Annotated in this window: 16 protein-coding genes; 6 read left to right on the top strand and 10 right to left on the bottom strand. The window is 49.3% G+C overall.

Translation table 11 applies throughout. The annotated features are described in order from the left end of the window. Positions 1-16: 16 nt before the first annotated feature. From AC0VZ8_RS08580 to AC0VZ8_RS08570, 3 genes are all read right to left on the bottom strand, one after another. Entirely contained in the window at positions 17-1,573 is a 1,557-nt protein-coding gene (locus AC0VZ8_RS08580; protein WP_475486627.1) for an extracellular solute-binding protein, read from the bottom strand. Positions 1,574-1,887: 314 nt separating this feature from the next. Then, on the bottom strand, positions 1,888-2,319 hold the full coding sequence (locus AC0VZ8_RS08575; protein ID WP_220686100.1) for a zinc ribbon domain-containing protein: 432 nt from the start codon (positions 2,317-2,319) through the stop codon (positions 1,888-1,890). Between the two features lie 53 nt (positions 2,320-2,372). Further along, positions 2,373-2,996: a stalk domain-containing protein gene (locus AC0VZ8_RS08570; protein WP_475486626.1), complete on the bottom strand. Its 624-nt coding sequence runs from the start codon at positions 2,994-2,996 to the stop codon at positions 2,373-2,375. 214 nt (positions 2,997-3,210) lie between these two features. Here AC0VZ8_RS08570 and AC0VZ8_RS08565 point away from each other — a divergent pair, with 214 nt between their 5' ends. From AC0VZ8_RS08565 to AC0VZ8_RS08545, 5 genes are all read left to right on the top strand, one after another. After that, positions 3,211-3,402: a hypothetical protein gene (locus AC0VZ8_RS08565; RefSeq protein ID WP_071222831.1), complete on the top strand. Its 192-nt coding sequence runs from the start codon at positions 3,211-3,213 to the stop codon at positions 3,400-3,402. A gap of 140 nt (positions 3,403-3,542) precedes the next feature. Beyond that, positions 3,543-3,887 carry a hypothetical protein gene (locus AC0VZ8_RS08560; protein ID WP_162487655.1) on the top strand — a complete coding sequence of 115 codons (345 nt, stop codon included), beginning with the start codon at positions 3,543-3,545 and terminating at the stop codon, positions 3,885-3,887. A gap of 235 nt (positions 3,888-4,122) precedes the next feature. Continuing rightward, on the top strand, positions 4,123-4,614 hold the full coding sequence (locus tag AC0VZ8_RS08555; RefSeq protein ID WP_071222829.1) for a cation:proton antiporter regulatory subunit: 492 nt from the start codon (positions 4,123-4,125) through the stop codon (positions 4,612-4,614). Positions 4,615-4,617: 3 nt separating this feature from the next. Then, positions 4,618-5,862 carry a cation:proton antiporter gene (locus tag AC0VZ8_RS08550; protein ID WP_071222828.1) on the top strand — a complete coding sequence of 415 codons (1,245 nt, stop codon included), beginning with the start codon at positions 4,618-4,620 and terminating at the stop codon, positions 5,860-5,862. A gap of 17 nt (positions 5,863-5,879) precedes the next feature. Next, complete coding sequence (locus AC0VZ8_RS08545) at positions 5,880-6,749, top strand: YitT family protein (RefSeq protein WP_260064450.1); 870 nt, start codon at positions 5,880-5,882, stop codon at positions 6,747-6,749. Positions 6,750-6,932: 183 nt separating this feature from the next. On the opposite strand, the gene AC0VZ8_RS08540 is transcribed toward AC0VZ8_RS08545, so the two are convergent. The 5 genes from AC0VZ8_RS08540 to arfA all read right to left on the bottom strand — a co-directional run bounded on the left by AC0VZ8_RS08540 (position 6,933) and on the right by arfA (position 12,045). Then, positions 6,933-7,148 (bottom strand): DUF2905 domain-containing protein, encoded by a 216-nt coding sequence (locus AC0VZ8_RS08540; RefSeq protein WP_071223055.1) that lies wholly within the window; start codon positions 7,146-7,148, stop codon positions 6,933-6,935. Positions 7,149-7,261: 113 nt separating this feature from the next. Then, positions 7,262-8,095 carry a carbohydrate ABC transporter permease gene (locus tag AC0VZ8_RS08535; RefSeq protein ID WP_475486625.1) on the bottom strand — a complete coding sequence of 278 codons (834 nt, stop codon included), beginning with the start codon at positions 8,093-8,095 and terminating at the stop codon, positions 7,262-7,264. Positions 8,096-8,097: 2 nt separating this feature from the next. Continuing rightward, positions 8,098-8,991: a carbohydrate ABC transporter permease gene (locus AC0VZ8_RS08530; RefSeq protein WP_194541558.1), complete on the bottom strand. Its 894-nt coding sequence runs from the start codon at positions 8,989-8,991 to the stop codon at positions 8,098-8,100. A gap of 78 nt (positions 8,992-9,069) precedes the next feature. Continuing rightward, entirely contained in the window at positions 9,070-10,398 is a 1,329-nt protein-coding gene (locus tag AC0VZ8_RS08525; protein WP_475486624.1) for an ABC transporter substrate-binding protein, read from the bottom strand. A gap of 159 nt (positions 10,399-10,557) precedes the next feature. Then, positions 10,558-12,045, bottom strand: coding sequence for an arabinosylfuranosidase ArfA (gene arfA / locus AC0VZ8_RS08520; RefSeq protein WP_475487664.1), 1,488 nt, complete (start codon positions 12,043-12,045; stop codon positions 10,558-10,560). Positions 12,046-12,467: 422 nt separating this feature from the next. Here arfA and AC0VZ8_RS08515 point away from each other — a divergent pair, with 422 nt between their 5' ends. Then, entirely contained in the window at positions 12,468-13,385 is a 918-nt protein-coding gene (locus tag AC0VZ8_RS08515; RefSeq protein WP_475486623.1) for an ArsR/SmtB family transcription factor, read from the top strand. A 256-nt stretch (positions 13,386-13,641) separates the two neighbouring features. Here AC0VZ8_RS08515 and AC0VZ8_RS08510 read toward each other — a convergent pair whose 3' ends face one another. Both AC0VZ8_RS08510 and AC0VZ8_RS08505 read right to left on the bottom strand, forming a co-directional pair. Next, a complete protein-coding gene (locus tag AC0VZ8_RS08510; RefSeq protein ID WP_260064379.1) occupies positions 13,642-14,823 on the bottom strand; it encodes a sn-glycerol-1-phosphate dehydrogenase in 1,182 nt (393 codons plus the stop codon). 61 nt (positions 14,824-14,884) lie between these two features. Continuing rightward, positions 14,885-16,555, bottom strand: a complete 1,671-nt coding sequence (locus AC0VZ8_RS08505; protein ID WP_475486622.1) for a ribulokinase — start codon at positions 16,553-16,555, stop codon at positions 14,885-14,887. Positions 16,556-16,571: the final 16 nt, after the last annotated feature.

Here is a 16,571-nt window from a genome sequence, read left to right as displayed (position 1 = left end):
CCTTTGGCGGCCGACATCATTGTTTGGAGTACCATTCATTCACTTCCTTCGTGATTTCATCTCCTCCTTCTTCCTTCCACCTCTTCACATAATCATCGAAGGCATCCAACGGTTCCAGTCCCATAATGATCTTCGTAAACACGTCCTCCAGATTTTTAAGCTTATTGCTGTACTTCGTCATGGCAGGTGTGGGAACGCCATAGAATGCATTCGGGGTTATATGCGAATGAATCATCTGCAAGTTGTTGTATAGGTTGAAATCGCCTAGTGAGTCAAGCCGCTCCTTAAACAGCATTTGGTCCGGCACATCTACAAGCGACTGATAAATTCCACGGTACAAATGCTTGTCGTGAAGCGCAAAATCCGTAACGATCGCCCCCTCCTCCCAACGCCAGATTTCGTTCTCGAAGCCGAGCTTCAGCGTCTTATAGTCACTAGCAATAAAGTCCAGAAACTTAATCACTTCGGCTGCTTTCTCCGATTCGGCGGGAATGACATTGTAGCCGCGGATAATATCCTTGCCTTCCACCCCTTTGAGTCCGTCCGGTCCCGTCGGATACGGTAGCGGAATCCACTTTGCCTCTGGATCCTTGCTCATATTGGCCGCAATCGGTCCCCGCGTATCGTACCATGCTGCGGAGAAGAGGCCCACCGTGCCATTTTCTATTTTTTCGAACAGATTATTTTGCAGGTTAAGAGGAAACTCCCGATCGAGCAGATTCTCCTGATACAGCTTGGCAAAAAACGCGAGGGCCTCCTTTGTTTCAGGCAGAATGCTTCCGTTCACCAACTGCCCATCCCGTTCAAACCACGTATTCCGCTGCGTGCCGAAGGCGCCGAAGAACGGGGAAGACCTGCCTAACTTCGATGTCAGGGTAAGGCCGATCGTATCCTGCACACCGTTGCCGTCCGGATCATCGAGCGTGAAGGCACGGATGACTTCGTAATATTCCTCCAGTGTTTCAGGCGGCTCCAGGCCAAGCCGATCAAGCCAATCCTTTCGGACATACATCAGCTCTGCCCCGGTCACCTCATTCAAGCTTGGCACCGCATAGATTTTACCGCCATATCGAACCCGATCCCAGACCTCCGGCGGAATTTTCTCTTTTAGATGGGGACCATGCTTGTCGATTAACTCATCCAGCGGCATAAATGCCTTTTGTTTGACATAATTGTCGAACCACACCGGTTCATACGTATGAAGCATATCCGGCAAGTTGCCGGAGGACATAATGACATCCAGCTTCTCGTTGTATACCTCAGGCGGCGGAAGATTAACTCCGATTTCAAGTCCCGTGCGCTCTTCAATGTAATTCAGATACGGATTGTCATTCTCGTCCATGCCGGCAGGAAACGTCATCCCGAGACTGGAAATAACGATGCTGATGGATGCGCTCTTCGGTTGATTCTCCGGCGGATGTTCTCCCTCAGAGTCCGTCTTGTTACACCCGGCAGCAAAGAGCATCAGAAATACACAGACGGGAAGCAATAGAACGTTACCTTTAAGCAGCCTTGACACCCTTCGATTCCCATGTTGAAATAACTCATCATTACAGGCCTTGTTCATCGGCATATGTCCTCACTCCCTCAGCTAGTAAGCTAATATTACTATATAACGATTTTATGGTGAGTTAGCTCACCTTTATAATCATTCTGTAATGTTTTGCAGCTTCCTTCACCCCGGACAAAAAGAAAAGAGCCGTCCCCGGTCTTCCCAAACCAGGGTGCGGCTCTATCTATAACAAAAACATTCATCCTGACATCAAGGACCATGACGTCCCTTTTTACAGCTCGTGTTATTGTTTGGCACAACACACATGCAAGAATAAGCTCCCGCTCCAATTGATCGGCCCGCCCAAAATAGTGAGGACAGTTAGACCAATAATATTATTTCGGTTCCTCTTGTTCGCTGCCGTCTTCCAGAAGCGGAATTTCTTTACGCTGCTCTTCCGATTGCACCTGGATCACTTCGAACGTACGGCCGCAGTGGGCACAAAACTTAGCGTTCATAGCGGAGCTGTTCCCACAGCCTCTGCACACCTTCTCATCCGTAAGATTGGCGATTTGAAGCAGATTTTGTTCGATTTCAAAATTCAATTGATGAATCTTGGCCACGTAGCTCTGAATACTCTCCTGATCAGGCGGCCATTTCCCAGCTTCGGTTGCAGCAAATACAACCTTGCCGATTTCCAGAAGCTGTTCATCGATGTCGCTTTTTTTACCGTTGTTTTGCAGCTTTAACCGATTGATCTCCACCAGCGTTTTGGCTTTGTTTCCGGCGTCGGACACACCGGCCTTAAATTTATCAAAAAAACTCAAGTATGCTCTCCCCTCTCTGTTCACCCGTTTGAAGCAGTATTTATTTTATATTCCTACAAGGAGATTCTCAGAATTTTATCATGATCGGTATAGTTCATGCCAGCACCAAGCCCTCTTGCAAACACCTGAATCGGAACGTACGTCACGCCGTCGATCACTTTTGGAGCGACCGTAACGGATTCCGATTTGCCGTTGTAAAAAACGGTTTTGCTGCCAATCGTAAGTGTTATTTTATGATTGCCTCTTTGCACGCCAATGCTGGCCGCTTCGCGATTCCAGGTAACCTCAGCTCCCATTCCTTCAGCGATTTCCCGCAGCGGCACCAAATTGACGTTGTTATACACCAACGGCTCACTGCCAAACTTCACCACGCTGCCGTTCACGAAAACTTTAAGACCCGACTTGGCATAAGCCGGCGCTGCCGGCTTCGGCGTAGCGGATTTTGTTGTACCGTTCTTCGATGATTTTGCTTTAGGCGTGGATGAGGACGACTTGCTGCCTGAAGAGCTTCCTCCGCCGTTATGATAATGATACTCGCCATAAGACAGACCCCAGCGTTCGCAATTGGTACGGCAGGTATGCCCGCCATTGGCATCCGTTCTTCCCGGATGAGCAGAAACAACCGAACCGGACACAAGCAATAAAGCGATGGTGCAGCACAGCATTTTTTTCTTCATAACTAACATTACCCCCTGGTATAATATTCCTCCACTACATTCTAGCATATTTTGTATATAGCAGATGAATATATAGAGGGCTACATAACATAGAAGAAAGACTATTGCATGCTGATGATCGCTTGCCTTGTTTCATTTTCAACCCCCGCGTTTATTCGTTACATATAACAGATCCTTTTGTGCCAAAATATTGCCAGAAAGGAATGAGGCCCTGATGAATAAAAAGAAACCTGAATATGATGGACAGTTCCCCGGCGTTGACCCTATTCCCGAACCCGATCGTCCGGATCAAGCCGCAACCGATAAACTCGACGATCTGGTCCTTGGCGTTTTGGAAGACAAAGATGAATCGAAAATCGATATCGATCCCGATACGGAAAATTACGATAAACTTCGCAAAAAGTAAGACAAGTCTCGCTTCAATATAATGTAAAAAATGAAATCAATCTGTAAAAGTGTTCAAAAATAATTTATCGTTCTCATTTTGAGAACGATTATTTTTATGTTATGATTAACATAGAAGCTTGGGACGAAGGGGGAGTAACCGTGAACTGTTTCTTAAAAACAGCAAGAATTCTTTGGATGCTGGTACTTGTTCTGGTTACGGCATTTGCCCTTTACATTCCCGTCCAGGAGTACTACAGCAGCGAAACCCATGATGAGCGGTATGTATACAAGCATGACCATCATCTGAAAGCGGCTGTTCTGAAACACTCTCACATTCTCTCCAAACTTAAGGCAGCCGGCAATGCCTTGCCGCTGTTCTTATTGATGTCGGCCGTTCTCATGCTGCAGGCTCCCAAAACACGTCTGCCTTATCGGCCGATCATTCCGCTTCGACTCCGGCTTTTATTATTATTCCCCATTAAATACACATCGAAGTTCGTTTAGTATCCTCCCCTTTTTCGCTTTCAAACTGACTGCGGTTTCTTAAATTCGCCCAATTTCTCATTTCTCAGGCAACCCTACGATCAACCTGTGATGATTTACGTATGCACATAGGTTTATTAAAGACTGTACAATTTCATCCTGAATGGATTGTTGTATTTGGCTGCGTATATTTTGAGATCCGTGTGACCGGTCTGCAAAAAACTAAAAAAGTGTATTTTTAGGAGGATTTTAACCTATGCATGTTCGCGAAACAGATTTGCCCGGAATTGGTAAGAAGTTCGTAATTGATACCCGCGGTGGCGATAAACTGGTCATTATCATCCACGATGACGGCCGCCGTGAAATGTACCATTATGAGCATGACGATCCGGACGAAAGCATCTCCATGATTTCCCTGGATGATGATGAGGCTCGCCAAATTGCCGCCATCGTTGGCGGTCTCACTTATAAACCTAAAGCGCTGGAAACGATCGACATCGCGCTGGACGAATTGATTATCGAATGGTATCGCATCGAGCCCCATTATTACGGGGCGGGCAAATCGATTGGTGATTTGGGCGTACGTCAAGCCTCAGGTGCAACCATCATTGCCACAGTTGATAAAAACAGTAAACAAATCAATCCCGGACCTGACGTTATTATTACGCCGGACTCGACTCTCGTTGTCGTCGGTGAACGTCAACAACAGCGGCTATTTAAACAAATCTTGATGAACGGACGTGGTTGATGAATGGATCATTTGGTTTTAGAAGTTGGACTGGCGATTTTCCTGATCGCCCTGGCGGGGTTGCTATCAGCTAAACTCCGGTTTTCCGTCGTCCCTTTCTACATTCTGGTGGGGATGGCGGTAGGGCCTCATGCTTTTCATTTTGGATCATTCGATTTTCGTTTTATAGAAAGTGCCCCATTCATCGACTTTATGGGTCGCATCGGCGTGCTGTTCCTTCTGTTCTATCTTGGCCTTGAATTCTCGGTCGGCCGGTTAATCAAATCAGGGAAGTCCATCGTTGTTGGCGGCAGCATCTATATTGCCATTAACTTTACGCTTGGACTGATGATCGGGATCTTTTCCGGTTTCCCCGTGGCGGAAACACTCATTGTTGCGGGAATAACCACCATCTCCTCAAGCGCGATCGTAGCGAAGGTGCTGGTTGACCTGAAAAGAACGGCGAATCCCGAAACCGAGATGATTCTTGGTATTATCATGTTCGAGGATGTTTTCCTGGCTGTCTATATCTCTATTCTGTCCGGTCTCGTATTGAGCGGATCATCATCGCTGGGCGGAGTACTGTTATCTGCGGTGATCGCCCTCGGATTTATGCTGCTTGTCCTTATTATCGGCCGTAAAGCCGTACCGCTTCTGAATAAAGCATTAAATATACGGTCGAACGAATTGTTTGCCTTAGTTGTTTTTGGCGCGTTGTTCCTCCTCGCAGGATTCGCCGAGACGATTCATGTCGCCGAGGCCATCGGCGCTCTGCTCGTCGGGCTTGTCCTGGCTGAGACAGAGCATCGTGAACGCATTGAGCATTTGATATTACCATTCCGTGATTTCTTTGGAGCCATATTCTTCTTTAGCTTCGGTTTAACGATTGTACCTTCCGAGCTTGGCGGAGCTGTGTGGTTATCGCTGATCGCCGTGATCATCACGCTCCTTGGCAACTTTATTGCAGGCATGCTTGCAGGACGCAGTGCGGGATTGTCCTCCAAAGCATCCTCCAATATCGGTCTGACCATCGTATCCCGCGGAGAATTCTCCATTATTCTCGCGAATATGGGTAAAGCGGGCGGGCTTGCAACCTTCATTCAGCCGTTCGCAGCACTGTATGTGCTGATACTGGCCATACTCGGACCGCTGCTCACCAAGGAGTCCAAGCATGTGTATAACTTCTTGAACAAAATCATTAAATTTAAAGACTATAAGGAGAAGAAACCGGTTAAACCGAAGCTAAAGGATGAAAGTGCTAGCGGATAAAGGAGGGTACATTGCCTATGGTTCAAGCCCCGGTCCGGGTAACGAACGGTCCGCAAAAGGTCGTAAATAAGGCAAGTACACGAAGAAGAATGAGCATGGCTGCCATCGGAGGCCTGATAGCGGCATTCGGTTTAGATTTATTTCTTGTTCCCAGCGGCATCATCGCGGGCGGCGTGACGGGAATCTCTGCGCTCGCTTCGCATCTGACGGGACTTCATACCGGCATGTTTCTGTTTGCATTAAACCTGCCTCTGCTCCTGCTGGCCTACCGTAGGTCCAACCGGGAAAAAGCCGTCATTGCCACCGTCGGGCTGCTTACTTTTTCCGTATGCTCGATCCTGTTTTTTCCGGTTCCCGCTCTCATTGACAGCAACATCGGGAGCGCAGGTATCGGCGGCATTATCCTTGGGCTGGGCATCGGACTCGGCCTTCGTTACGGCGTCGTCCTGGACACACTCCAAATGCCCAAGATGCCGCAGCAGATGTCACATCTGTTAACCCGTTTAAAGCTGCCATACGTCCATATCATGGTCAATACATTCGTACTGTCATTGGCCGGACTGCTGCTCGGCTGGGAACGAGCGATGTACTCTGCAATCGCATGCCTGATGGCGCTGGAGACCGGACGTATTACGACTTCAAGCCTTCCGCTTAAACGAGAGGTCCGAATTCTCAGCGTGAGCGAAGCGGAAATCAGACACAGCATGAAAGCCATCATGGGGTATGAATCCCAAGCTCCTAACACGAAAGATGACGCTATGCATGATGGTGACACCATCGGTTCGATGCAGCTGGTCTATCGGGTTCACATTCTGGAGATGCCCAGGTTCAAATCCATCGTGAGAAGCCTGGATCCGAATGCCGAGATTACCATCATTCAGAAGTAAGTTTCTCTCTAACATGTAACCAGGCCGGCTAAGGGTTTGCCCTAGCCGGCCTGGTTTTTAAGATATCAGGAGTATAAACTCCGAAGCTTAAGCCTTCCTGATATCGCAAGAAAAACATCCCCTAACCGCGGTCTGTCTTCTAAAGAAAGTAAGTCGATAGACGTTTTTCTGATGATATCTCTGCTATTTACGAAACTGCTGGATCAGAAACAGAATCAACGAGCCCACCACGCTGATGACGAGGCAGGTTACAATCGGAAAATAAATTTTGACATGGGGTTTATCCACCACGATGTCACCTGGCAGCCGGCCGACAAATCGTCCAATGACAGGCCACAGCAGCCCGATTACAATTAGAGCGCCACCTATCCATAATAGAGCCCGAGTTACAGGATGCAAGGGTACGGTCACCTCATTCATCAAATCAAACACGTAAGCACGCGTGTTTCCTTGTATCATAGCGGATTTGGGGTGCCGCCTGCAAGGTCGGGTTCTTCCTGTCAATCAAGCGATCATCCTTTCACCGCCCCCGCCGTCATTCCGTCGATAAAATACTTCTGGAAGGCCATGAACAAAATAAAGATCGGAATGATCGATAAGAAGGAGCCGACAATTAATAAATCATAGTTGTTCCCGTAAGGGGTCAAGAGCGTCTTCAATCCGATCGGAAGGGTATACTTGCTATCGTCGCTGAGCACCATGAACGGCCACAGAAAGTTGTTCCAGCTGTTCATGCCGTTCAGGATCGCCATAGCAGCGAAGGATGGCTTCATCACAGGCAGGATCAACCGCATATAGATTCCGTATTCCGTCGCGCCGTCCACCCGCCCTGCCGCAATCATTTCTTTTGGAACCCCTCTTAAATACTGCCTGAAGAAGAAAATCGTGGCCGCGCTTGCGATCCCCGGCAGGACTATCGCCGAGTATGAATTCATGAGGCCCAGGTTGTACGTCAGGGAGTATAGCGGAAGAAGAAGAATTTCAAAAGGAACCATCATAATCAGAAGCACGCAGATAAACAAGAAGTTCTTGCCGATGAAATCGTAGGCTGCAAACCCGTAAGCAACGGTTGCGCTGACCAGCAGGGTTAACGTAACCTGCACCACCGTAAGGAGCAAGGAGTTAAAAAACCACATGAAGTAGGAGTGGTCGCCCGTAAACAGGTAGGTGAAATTGTCCAGGCTCATCACCGACAGATCAAATTTCAGATTCAGTCCATACCGGATCAAATCCTCGCCGGGTTTAAACGAGGCAATGGTGACGGCGTAGAAAGGGACCAGGATTAAAAAGCAAAGTATGGAGAACAAAATGAAGAGGATTATTTTGACCAGCGTTTCTCTTCTCATCCTCAATCCTCCTTCTTGAACATGCCGGAGAGCTTCAGCTGCGTCAGGTTAATGAGCATGGTGATTGCCAGCAGCACAATCCCTACAGCGGCCGCATAACCCAGATTGTTCTTCTCAATGCCTTGACGGTACAGATAACCAACGATTGTGAGGCCTATATTTTTCGGGGAGTTGTTGCCGTTCCAGAGCATCATGCTCTCGATAAACATGGCAAGCCCCGCATAAATGCTGATCGTTAACACATAAATCGTGGTTGGCTTCAGCAAAGGCATCGTGATTTTGGTAAACTTCTGAAAGGCCGAAGCCCCATCGATGGATGCCGCCTCGTAATATTCGCCCGGGATGTTTTTGAGCCCCGATAAAAAATAGAGCATATTCACTCCCGTCCACCGCCATGTGGCAAGAGCTACCAGAGCAATAAAACCGGTAACCTGTCCCTTCAGAAACTTCACCGGGTCGATCCCGAACCACCCCAGTATACTGTTAATGAGCGACCCTTCCATCTCGCCGAACATCAGCCGAAAAATGGTGCCTGCTACAACAACCGACGTCAGTGCCGGGAAGAAAAAGGATGACTTGAAAAACTCTCTTCCCCACATAAACTTATTGTTGATCAACACAGCGAACAGCATGGGAAACGGAATGAGAATAAGGAGCGTCAGGATCATGTATATCGCGCTGTTCGTCACCGCCTTCAGAAAGACGCCGTCCCCCATCAGCTTCCCGTAGTTAGCCAAGCCGATCCAATCCGCCTCCTGCCCGAGCTGCGTCTTCTGAAAGCTCATGCTAAACGAGCTGCCCAGCGGAAACACCCAGAATATGAGGAATACCAGAATAAAGGGCAGGACAAACACGTAAGGAGCAACCTTTTGCGAGTACAGAAATTTTTTAATCATGATTCTACTCCTTTAATGAGAGCCGCTCACCGACGAATCCATGAGCAGCTCTTCGTTTTTGTACCGTTTGAGCGAGTGTCATTTCAATTCCTGTTCAATTTGCTTCTGGGCATCATTCAGTGCTTCGGTAATGTCCTTGCCATCCTCAAAAATCTCGTTAAAGGTCGTGGTGCACAGGACGTTATTGATGGTAGGCGATGCGGAGGTCGATTTGATTAACCGGATTTCATCCCGGATCTCATTCAACACTTCAAACGGGTTATTGACAAAATATTTCACGAACTGATTCTCGGCATTGTGCGTAACATCCTTCATATCCCAAACGTCCATATTAACCGGATCGAATCCCAGCGTGTTCCAGATCTCTTTATTGGCATCCAGGGACAGCTTGGCGAATGCCAGAAAGTCTTTCGCCAGCTGTACGTCTTTTGCGGTCTTGGTAACGACCGTGCCGGTGCCGCCGCCGCCAACCGATCTTGGCATTCCTTCTTCAATGACCGGAATCGGCGCAATGGCTATTTTCCCGGACAAGTCGGACATGTAGTTGGTGTATCTGGACATTTGCCACAGCGGCATAAAGGCCGTAGCGTAATTTCCTGCATTAAACTCCCCATAGGCTTCTTCGGTATCAGGCTGGCCGCCGGCAATGGTCGCTATGACATTGTTATCCTGCAAGTCCTTGAGCAGCGTCATGGCCTTCACCATCGCTTCCGAGTTCACGATCGGATTGCCGGAATCGTCCGTCAGATCCGCGCCTTGCTGTGCCAATAGCATGGAAGCTTGCCAGGCTGCGCTTGTATCGGCTGTTCCCATGTACTTGCCTGTTTTTTCATACACCTGGATACCCGCCTGCTTGAAATCCTCCCAAGTTACGATATCCTCATAGTTGACCCCGGCCTCCTCCAAAATCTCGGTATTATAGAAGGCAACGGATGCGCCAACATGGGTCGGGATGCCGTAGTTAACATCTTCCTTGCTGTATAGGTCAATTCGGGATTTGACAATGGTATCCCAATATGGATCAATCACGTCATTGAGCGGTTCCAGCTGCGGCGTACCGGACAGGAAATCCGGAAACTTCCCAAGCTCGATATCCGCAATGTCGGGTGCCCCTGTCCCCGATTGAACCGCTATAGACAATTTGTTATGCATGTCGTCATACGGCATGACCGTCACGTTCAGCTTGATTTGGCGTTCGGGATTCTCAGCGTTCCATTTACCCAGCATTTTCTCGAAATGCTGTCCATGCAGCTCAACAAACGTCCAATAAGACAACTCCGTAGCGCTTTCCCCTGCCCCGCCATCCAGAACCGAGGTTTCGCCGCCGGCATTGTTCGATTTACCGCACCCCCACAGAAACAGCGTCAAACATAACACCATGAATACAACCATCCATTTTTTCATCATCCTACTGGACCTCCCTTAATGTTCGTTCATACAAACCTACACTTCAAAAATCGTACTTCTGCTCTCCTCCAGAAATAAAGCGCTTTCATAATGTGTGTAATTTGATATGAGTATTTGGGAGATGGGGCAGTCCATGATTCAACTCCCCCGTGAATTTCCTTAAGCTTTTTTCAAGCGAATAACGTTCCATGATGCTTTGCCCAACCTTGCGGTAACTATGCCATTATCAAGCTTAGCTCCACCCTGATGATGAGGCTTGACTCTTTCCTCGGATGCGGTATTCACCGCTTTCAGATCCTCATGCTCCATCACGATATGCTCCAACAGTCGGTAGCCTTCAAAGCTGCGCACATCACATTCGAGCTCCAATGCTTCCTCCAGATGACGATTCACGGCAAAGATCGTAATTTCTTCATCCTCTTCGTTATGAACAACCGCACTGTCCAAATACGGAACATCGGTAAAATCCTTGGAATCATACTTCGGTGACTCAACGATCGGCAGCAGCGATACGCCCCGTCCAAATCTGGAAGCATGCAGATACGGATAAAAAATCGTCTGCTTCCAAGAACGGCCGCCGTTCTCGGTCATAATCGGCGCGATTACGTTGACGAGCTGTGCCAGGCAAGCCATCTTCACCCGGTCTGCGTGGCGCAGGAAGGTGATCAGCATGCTGCCGACAAGAATGGCATCCTCGAAATTATACACATCCTCCAACTGCGGCGGAGCAATGCTCCATGGATCAATCTGCCTGTCGGCGTCATTGGAATGGTACCAGACATTCCACTCGTCGAAGCTGAGATACATCGTCTTTTTGCTGCGTTTCTTAGCCTTGATGTAATCGCAGGTGGATTTGACCGTATGAATAAAGTGATCCATATCCAGGGAAAGGGCCAGATAGTTGGCGGTATCGTTATCGCGGTTACCGTAATATTGATGCAGCGATATGTAATCAACCGCCTCGTACGTATGATCCAGCGTCACGGCTTCCCATTCAGGGAATGTCGGCATCCCCGTGCTCGAGCTTCCGCATGAAACCAGTTCAATGGTCGGGTCGACAAGCCGCATGGCTTTTGCCGTCTCCAGCGCAAGCCGGCCGTATTCCGTCGAGGTCTTATGTCCGATCTGCCAAGGTCCATCCATCTCGTTGCCAAGGCACCAGGTCTTGATCTTGTGCGGCTGTTCATAACCATGACTGCGTCTTAGATCACTCCAGTATGTGCCTCCGGGATGGTTGGTGTATTCCAGCAGATTTCTGGCGGCGTCGATCCCCCGAGTACCCAAATTCACGGCCATCATGACATCCGAGCCCACTTCCTTGGCCCAGGATATAAACTCGTTCGTGCCGACATCGTTCGGCTCCAGCGTTCTCCAGGCCAGCTCCAGCCGCTTTGGCCGTTCGGCAACAGGACCTACGCCATCTTCCCAGTTATAACCCGATACAAAATTCCCGCCGGGATATCTTATAATCGGGACATCCAGTTCCTTGATCAGTTCCTTCACGTCGTTACGAAAGCCGCCTGCATCCGCGGTTTCATGACCGGGTTCGTAAATCCCGCCATATACAGCGCGGCCCAGATGTTCAATGAACGAACCATAAATACGGTTATCAACTTGCGCGATCCGAAACGACTTATCCACGATCATACGTGCTTTCAATTTCTCAGCTGCCAAGTCCTTCACCTTCCGTCGATATAATTATGAAACAATTCAAATAATATTGAATGAATTCGTTTTCATGTATAAAATATCATATGAGAGGTCGGCTGTAAATATAGAAATGTAAAATGATTTATATAAATTAGAAATAAATTGTTTCCCCCCTAAAAAATCGTTTGGTTCTGCTCAAAATCACCACTTTTTCGTATGTCTCGATTTATTATTTTCATAATAATTTCAAACAAAATGATTTTTAACTATTCAAATTGTTATTTTTCAATCAAATTCATGAAGAATTAGATGACATCTTTATTTAGCGCTCATATTGATTTATAATTATTTGAAATAAAAGTCTTTCCCTATTTACCATCGTTATATAATCCTCTAATCGGAAGAAGGTTTGAGATAAGATGATCTACATTAAAGATTTAATGAGCGGGCTTGATATTTTTAAAGCGCTCAGCTCGGAAATTCGCATTCAAATTCTGGAACTGCTGGCCAAGAACCAAAGCTTGAACCTGAACGATCTCGCGAACAGGCTGAATCTCAGCAATGGCGCTATTACCATGCATATCAAGAAATTGGAAGATAGCGGCCTGATCGAAATCAATACGACTGGGGGGAAGCATGGCATTCAGAAAATCTGCTACCTGAATAAAGATACCCTCATGGTTGATCTTCGCAGCAAGGACATTGATAACTTGTACGAGGTGGAGATTCAGGTCGGCCATTACAGCGATTATCATGCTATCCCGACCTGCGGGCTTGCGACCAAGGACAGCATTATCGGAGATTTTGACGATCCGCGTTATTTCGCCGATCCGGAGCGGATCAACTCGGAGATCATCTGGCTTACCGAAGGTTTCCTGGAATACCGGATTCCGAATTATTTGAAGTCCAACCAATCGTTCCGCGAGATCCAATTCTCTCTAGAGCTTGGCTCCGAGGCGCCGGGATATTGCGACAATTATCCATCGGACATTTTCTTTTACGTTAACGGGATCGAGATTGGCAGCTGGACAAGTCCGGGGGATTTCGGAGACAAACGCGGTACCTTCAACCCGGAATGGTGGCCGCCGCATTTGAATCAATACGGCATGTTGAAGCTGATCCGGATTAACAAGGAAGGCAGCTTTATCGATGGATGCCGCATTTCGGATGTCGGGCTGAACCAGATTCAGCTTGATTACAAGAGCGAGCTCACCTTCAGGATCGCCGTTAACGAGCGATCTGTTAATAAACGCGGTTTAACGATTTACGGCAAGCATTTCGGCAACTACAGCCAGGACCTGTTGGCTCGCGTGCTGTATGATGTGAAGGAAGATTAAGAGGGAATTAGCGGTATCGGTGGAATACAAGCCTCACGCGTACAAGAACCGATGGATTATGATACGTTATTTGAATGCTTTGAGACACATAGGATTTCAACAAAAAGGGGCTCTCCATGATCATTCGATCATAAAGGGCCCCTTTTTCTTGGATACCATCATATGCCTGTGTTAAGAACAAGAATGATAACTTCACTGTTTTATTGAACGATTACAGTTCATGATTCATCCACTTCCATGGACTGTCCCGTCTTTTCTAACCAACCTTGGCCTCGTTCAATGCCCTCAAAATGGTATGGCGGTCGCGCAGCGTGTGCGCCTCCTGAAGACTCTCCCGGAACAGCTCGTCATCAATGCCAAGCTCCTGCAGGGTTGACGGACCTCCGGCTTGCCGCAGCAGCTCGGCGATCTCCTCCTTCGAAGGGACCTTACGCAGCCACTCCCGAACCTGCTCTCTATATGTCTCCCAATGTGTAGGCTCGGCATGAGGATACATGCCCTTATCGGCCGCGTCGTGATAAAGGCTCGATATTTCGCTGCAGGCCACCCCCACTTTGGCACCATGCAGCAGGGCCCGGTTGCCGCGGCGCAAGTACTCCATCTCCCAATAATGCGACAGATGATGTTCCGCCCCGGAGGCAGGGTGGGACTGACCGAACAGCAGCATCGCGATACCCGACTCGATTAAAGCCGTCATCAGAATGCGAATCCCTTCCTCCGTGCGCTGGCCAATCGCCTCCACATGCTGAATGCAAGCCTCAAGCGCCTTCTCCGTAATGGCCGCCACCTGTTCATCATAGGGCTCGCCGGCCGTGGTCGAAGAGAATTTCCAATCCAGCAGCGATGTATATTTGCCTAGCATATCGCCAAAGCCTGCCGCTACCAGCGGCTGCGGTGCCTTCACAAGAATGTCCGGATCGGCGAATATCGCGATCGGAGCTGTGGCCGCAAAGGTTTGCTTGACTCCCCGGACCACGATCGGCGCTCCCGCCGAAGTAAAGCCGTCGACCGAAGGTGCCGTAGGTACCGAGATAAACGGCTTGCCGCTCCGATGACTCACAAAGCGCGTAATGTCATGAATGGTCCCGGACCCCACAGCGATCAGGCATCCTGTCCCTTCAGGCTCCACTTCGATAAACAGCTGCATTAAGGAGCGTTCATCCGCGACAACGTCGCCTTGCTCATCTGGCTGAATCAGACACAGCCGGGGCTTCTGACCATCGGCTTCCAGGCTCTGCACCAGCTTTTTACCCGCCGCTTCATACGTATTCGCATCTGCAACAACGATTGGTGAACTGAGGCCCTGCCGTTTAAGATACGAAGGCACGTCTTGCACAGCGCCAGGCTCAAGCACCATGGTTTCTAGCCCGCGGAACGTCGGCTGCAGCTCCCTAATCCGGTTCATTAAACCTTTTGCATCGTTCAAGTAATCCGTCACGTTCGTTCCTCTCCTTCATCCCATCCTGCCGTATTTATTCAGGCTTCTAGTCTGACAGGGCCTATTCAGCCGTTTGCTTAATCCGTTTCAGCCGCTTCATCACGTCGTTTTCGCCCCGGCCAAAATAGTCATGCAGCTTGCTGTATTCCTGATACAGCTGCTCATACACTTCCACATGCTCCGGAATCGGCTTGAAGGTCTCTTCCTTCACCCGTGCCATCTTCTCGGCGGCATCGATAATCGAATCATACCCGCCCTGCGCCTCGCCCGCAGCGACTGCAGCGAACATCGCGGCACCAAGCGCCGGCGTCTGTTTGGAATCAGCCACCATAATTTCGCGATTCGTCACATCCGCATAAATCTGCATCAAGAGACGGTTCTTTTGAGGCAGTCCGCCGCAAGCATACAGGACGTCCACCGCGACACCGTTCTCGTGAAAAGCGTCCACAATTTTGCGCGTGCCGAATGCGGTCGCCTCAAGCAAGGCACGGTAGATTTCCTGCGGCTTCGTCAACAGGGTCATCCCTAACATCAGCCCGGTCAGATCCGTATCCACCAGCACGGAACGGTTGCCGTTCCACCAATCCAGTGCAAGCAATCCGGTTTGACCCGGCTTATAGGCAGCCGCTTCTCGCTCAAGCCATTGATGCACGCCGATTCCTTCCTCGGACGCAGCTTCTTTTACATACGCGGGAAGTGCTTCCTCGACGTACCATTCAAAAATATCGCCTACTGCCGATTGCCCGGCTTCATAACCGTATAATCCGGGAATGATGCCATCCTCGACGACACCGCACATCCCTTCAACCTGCTTCTCTTCGGTACCGAGCAGCATATGGCAGATCGATGTGCCCATCGCCATCACCAGCTTGCCCGGTGTGACGACACCGACCGCAGGCACCGCGGCATGAGCGTCAACGTTGCCGACGGCCACGGCAATCCCTGGAGTTAAGCCCATCATCTCCGCCATCTTCTCAGTAAGACCGCCTGCGCTGCTGCCGAGGGGACGGACCTCTCCGCGCAGCTTTGTATCGGTCAGATCCTCCAACCGGGGGTCCAGCGCCTTAAAATATTTCTTGCTTGGATATCCGTCTTGTTTATGCCATATCGCCTTGTAACCAGCCGTACAGCTGTTGCGGACAATCTGGCCGGTCATTTGGGAAATGACCCAATCGGTCGCTTCCAGGAATCGGTCCGCACGTTCATAGATCGCCGGTGCCTCATCAAGAATTTGCCAAACCTTGGCAATCATCCATTCGGAAGAAATCTTCCCGCCATAGCGAGGTAAAAAGGCTTCTCCGCGCTCGGCGGCAATCTCGTTGATCGTGTCTGCTTCAGGCTGGGCGGCATGATGCTTCCAGAGCTTAACCCAGCTGTGCGGCTGGTCGGCCAGCTCCGGTTGAAAGCAGAGCGGCTCCCCAAGCTCGTCAACGGGCAGCATGGTGCAGGCCGTAAAATCAATGCCGATGCCGATCACATCCGCCGGATCAATGCCGGATTGCTGAATAACGGCAGGCACGGATACCTTCAGAACCTCCAGATAATCCCCTGGATGCTGAAGCGCCCAGTCGTGCTCCAGCTTCTTACCGGAACCTGGCAAAAACTCATCGATGACATGATGCCGGTAGGGCGTAACATGATCCGCTATTTCCTGCCCGTCAGCCAAATTAACCAACACAGCACGTCCGGACTGCGTTCCGTAATCGACACCAATGGTGTATTTATTCCCCATCTCATTTCCTCCTACA

The sequence above is a fragment of the Paenibacillus sp. QJM3NY_38 genome (assembly GCF_056173265.1).
The sequence above is the reverse complement of the archived record's forward strand: the minus strand, read 5'-3'. Positions and strand labels throughout refer to the sequence as shown.

Coding starts and splice junctions, on each gene's coding strand:
- AC0VZ8_RS08565 (WP_071222831.1), top strand. CDS start 3,211: ATGAATAAAAAGAAACCTGAATATGATGGACAGTTCCCCGGCGTTGAC.
- AC0VZ8_RS08555 (WP_071222829.1), top strand. CDS start 4,123: ATGCATGTTCGCGAAACAGATTTGCCCGGAATTGGTAAGAAGTTCGTA.
- AC0VZ8_RS08545 (WP_260064450.1), top strand. CDS start 5,880: ATGGTTCAAGCCCCGGTCCGGGTAACGAACGGTCCGCAAAAGGTCGTA.
- AC0VZ8_RS08525 (WP_475486624.1), bottom strand. CDS start 10,398: ATGATGAAAAAATGGATGGTTGTATTCATGGTGTTATGTTTGACGCTG.
- AC0VZ8_RS08535 (WP_475486625.1), bottom strand. CDS start 8,095: ATGAGAAGAGAAACGCTGGTCAAAATAATCCTCTTCATTTTGTTCTCC.
- AC0VZ8_RS08515 (WP_475486623.1), top strand. CDS start 12,468: ATGATCTACATTAAAGATTTAATGAGCGGGCTTGATATTTTTAAAGCG.
- AC0VZ8_RS08550 (WP_071222828.1), top strand. CDS start 4,618: ATGGATCATTTGGTTTTAGAAGTTGGACTGGCGATTTTCCTGATCGCC.
- AC0VZ8_RS08570 (WP_475486626.1), bottom strand. CDS start 2,996: ATGAAGAAAAAAATGCTGTGCTGCACCATCGCTTTATTGCTTGTGTCC.
- AC0VZ8_RS08580 (WP_475486627.1), bottom strand. CDS start 1,573: ATGCCGATGAACAAGGCCTGTAATGATGAGTTATTTCAACATGGGAAT.
- arfA (WP_475487664.1), bottom strand. CDS start 12,045: ATGATCGTGGATAAGTCGTTTCGGATCGCGCAAGTTGATAACCGTATT.
- AC0VZ8_RS08505 (WP_475486622.1), bottom strand. CDS start 16,555: ATGGGGAATAAATACACCATTGGTGTCGATTACGGAACGCAGTCCGGA.
- AC0VZ8_RS08530 (WP_194541558.1), bottom strand. CDS start 8,991: ATGATTAAAAAATTTCTGTACTCGCAAAAGGTTGCTCCTTACGTGTTT.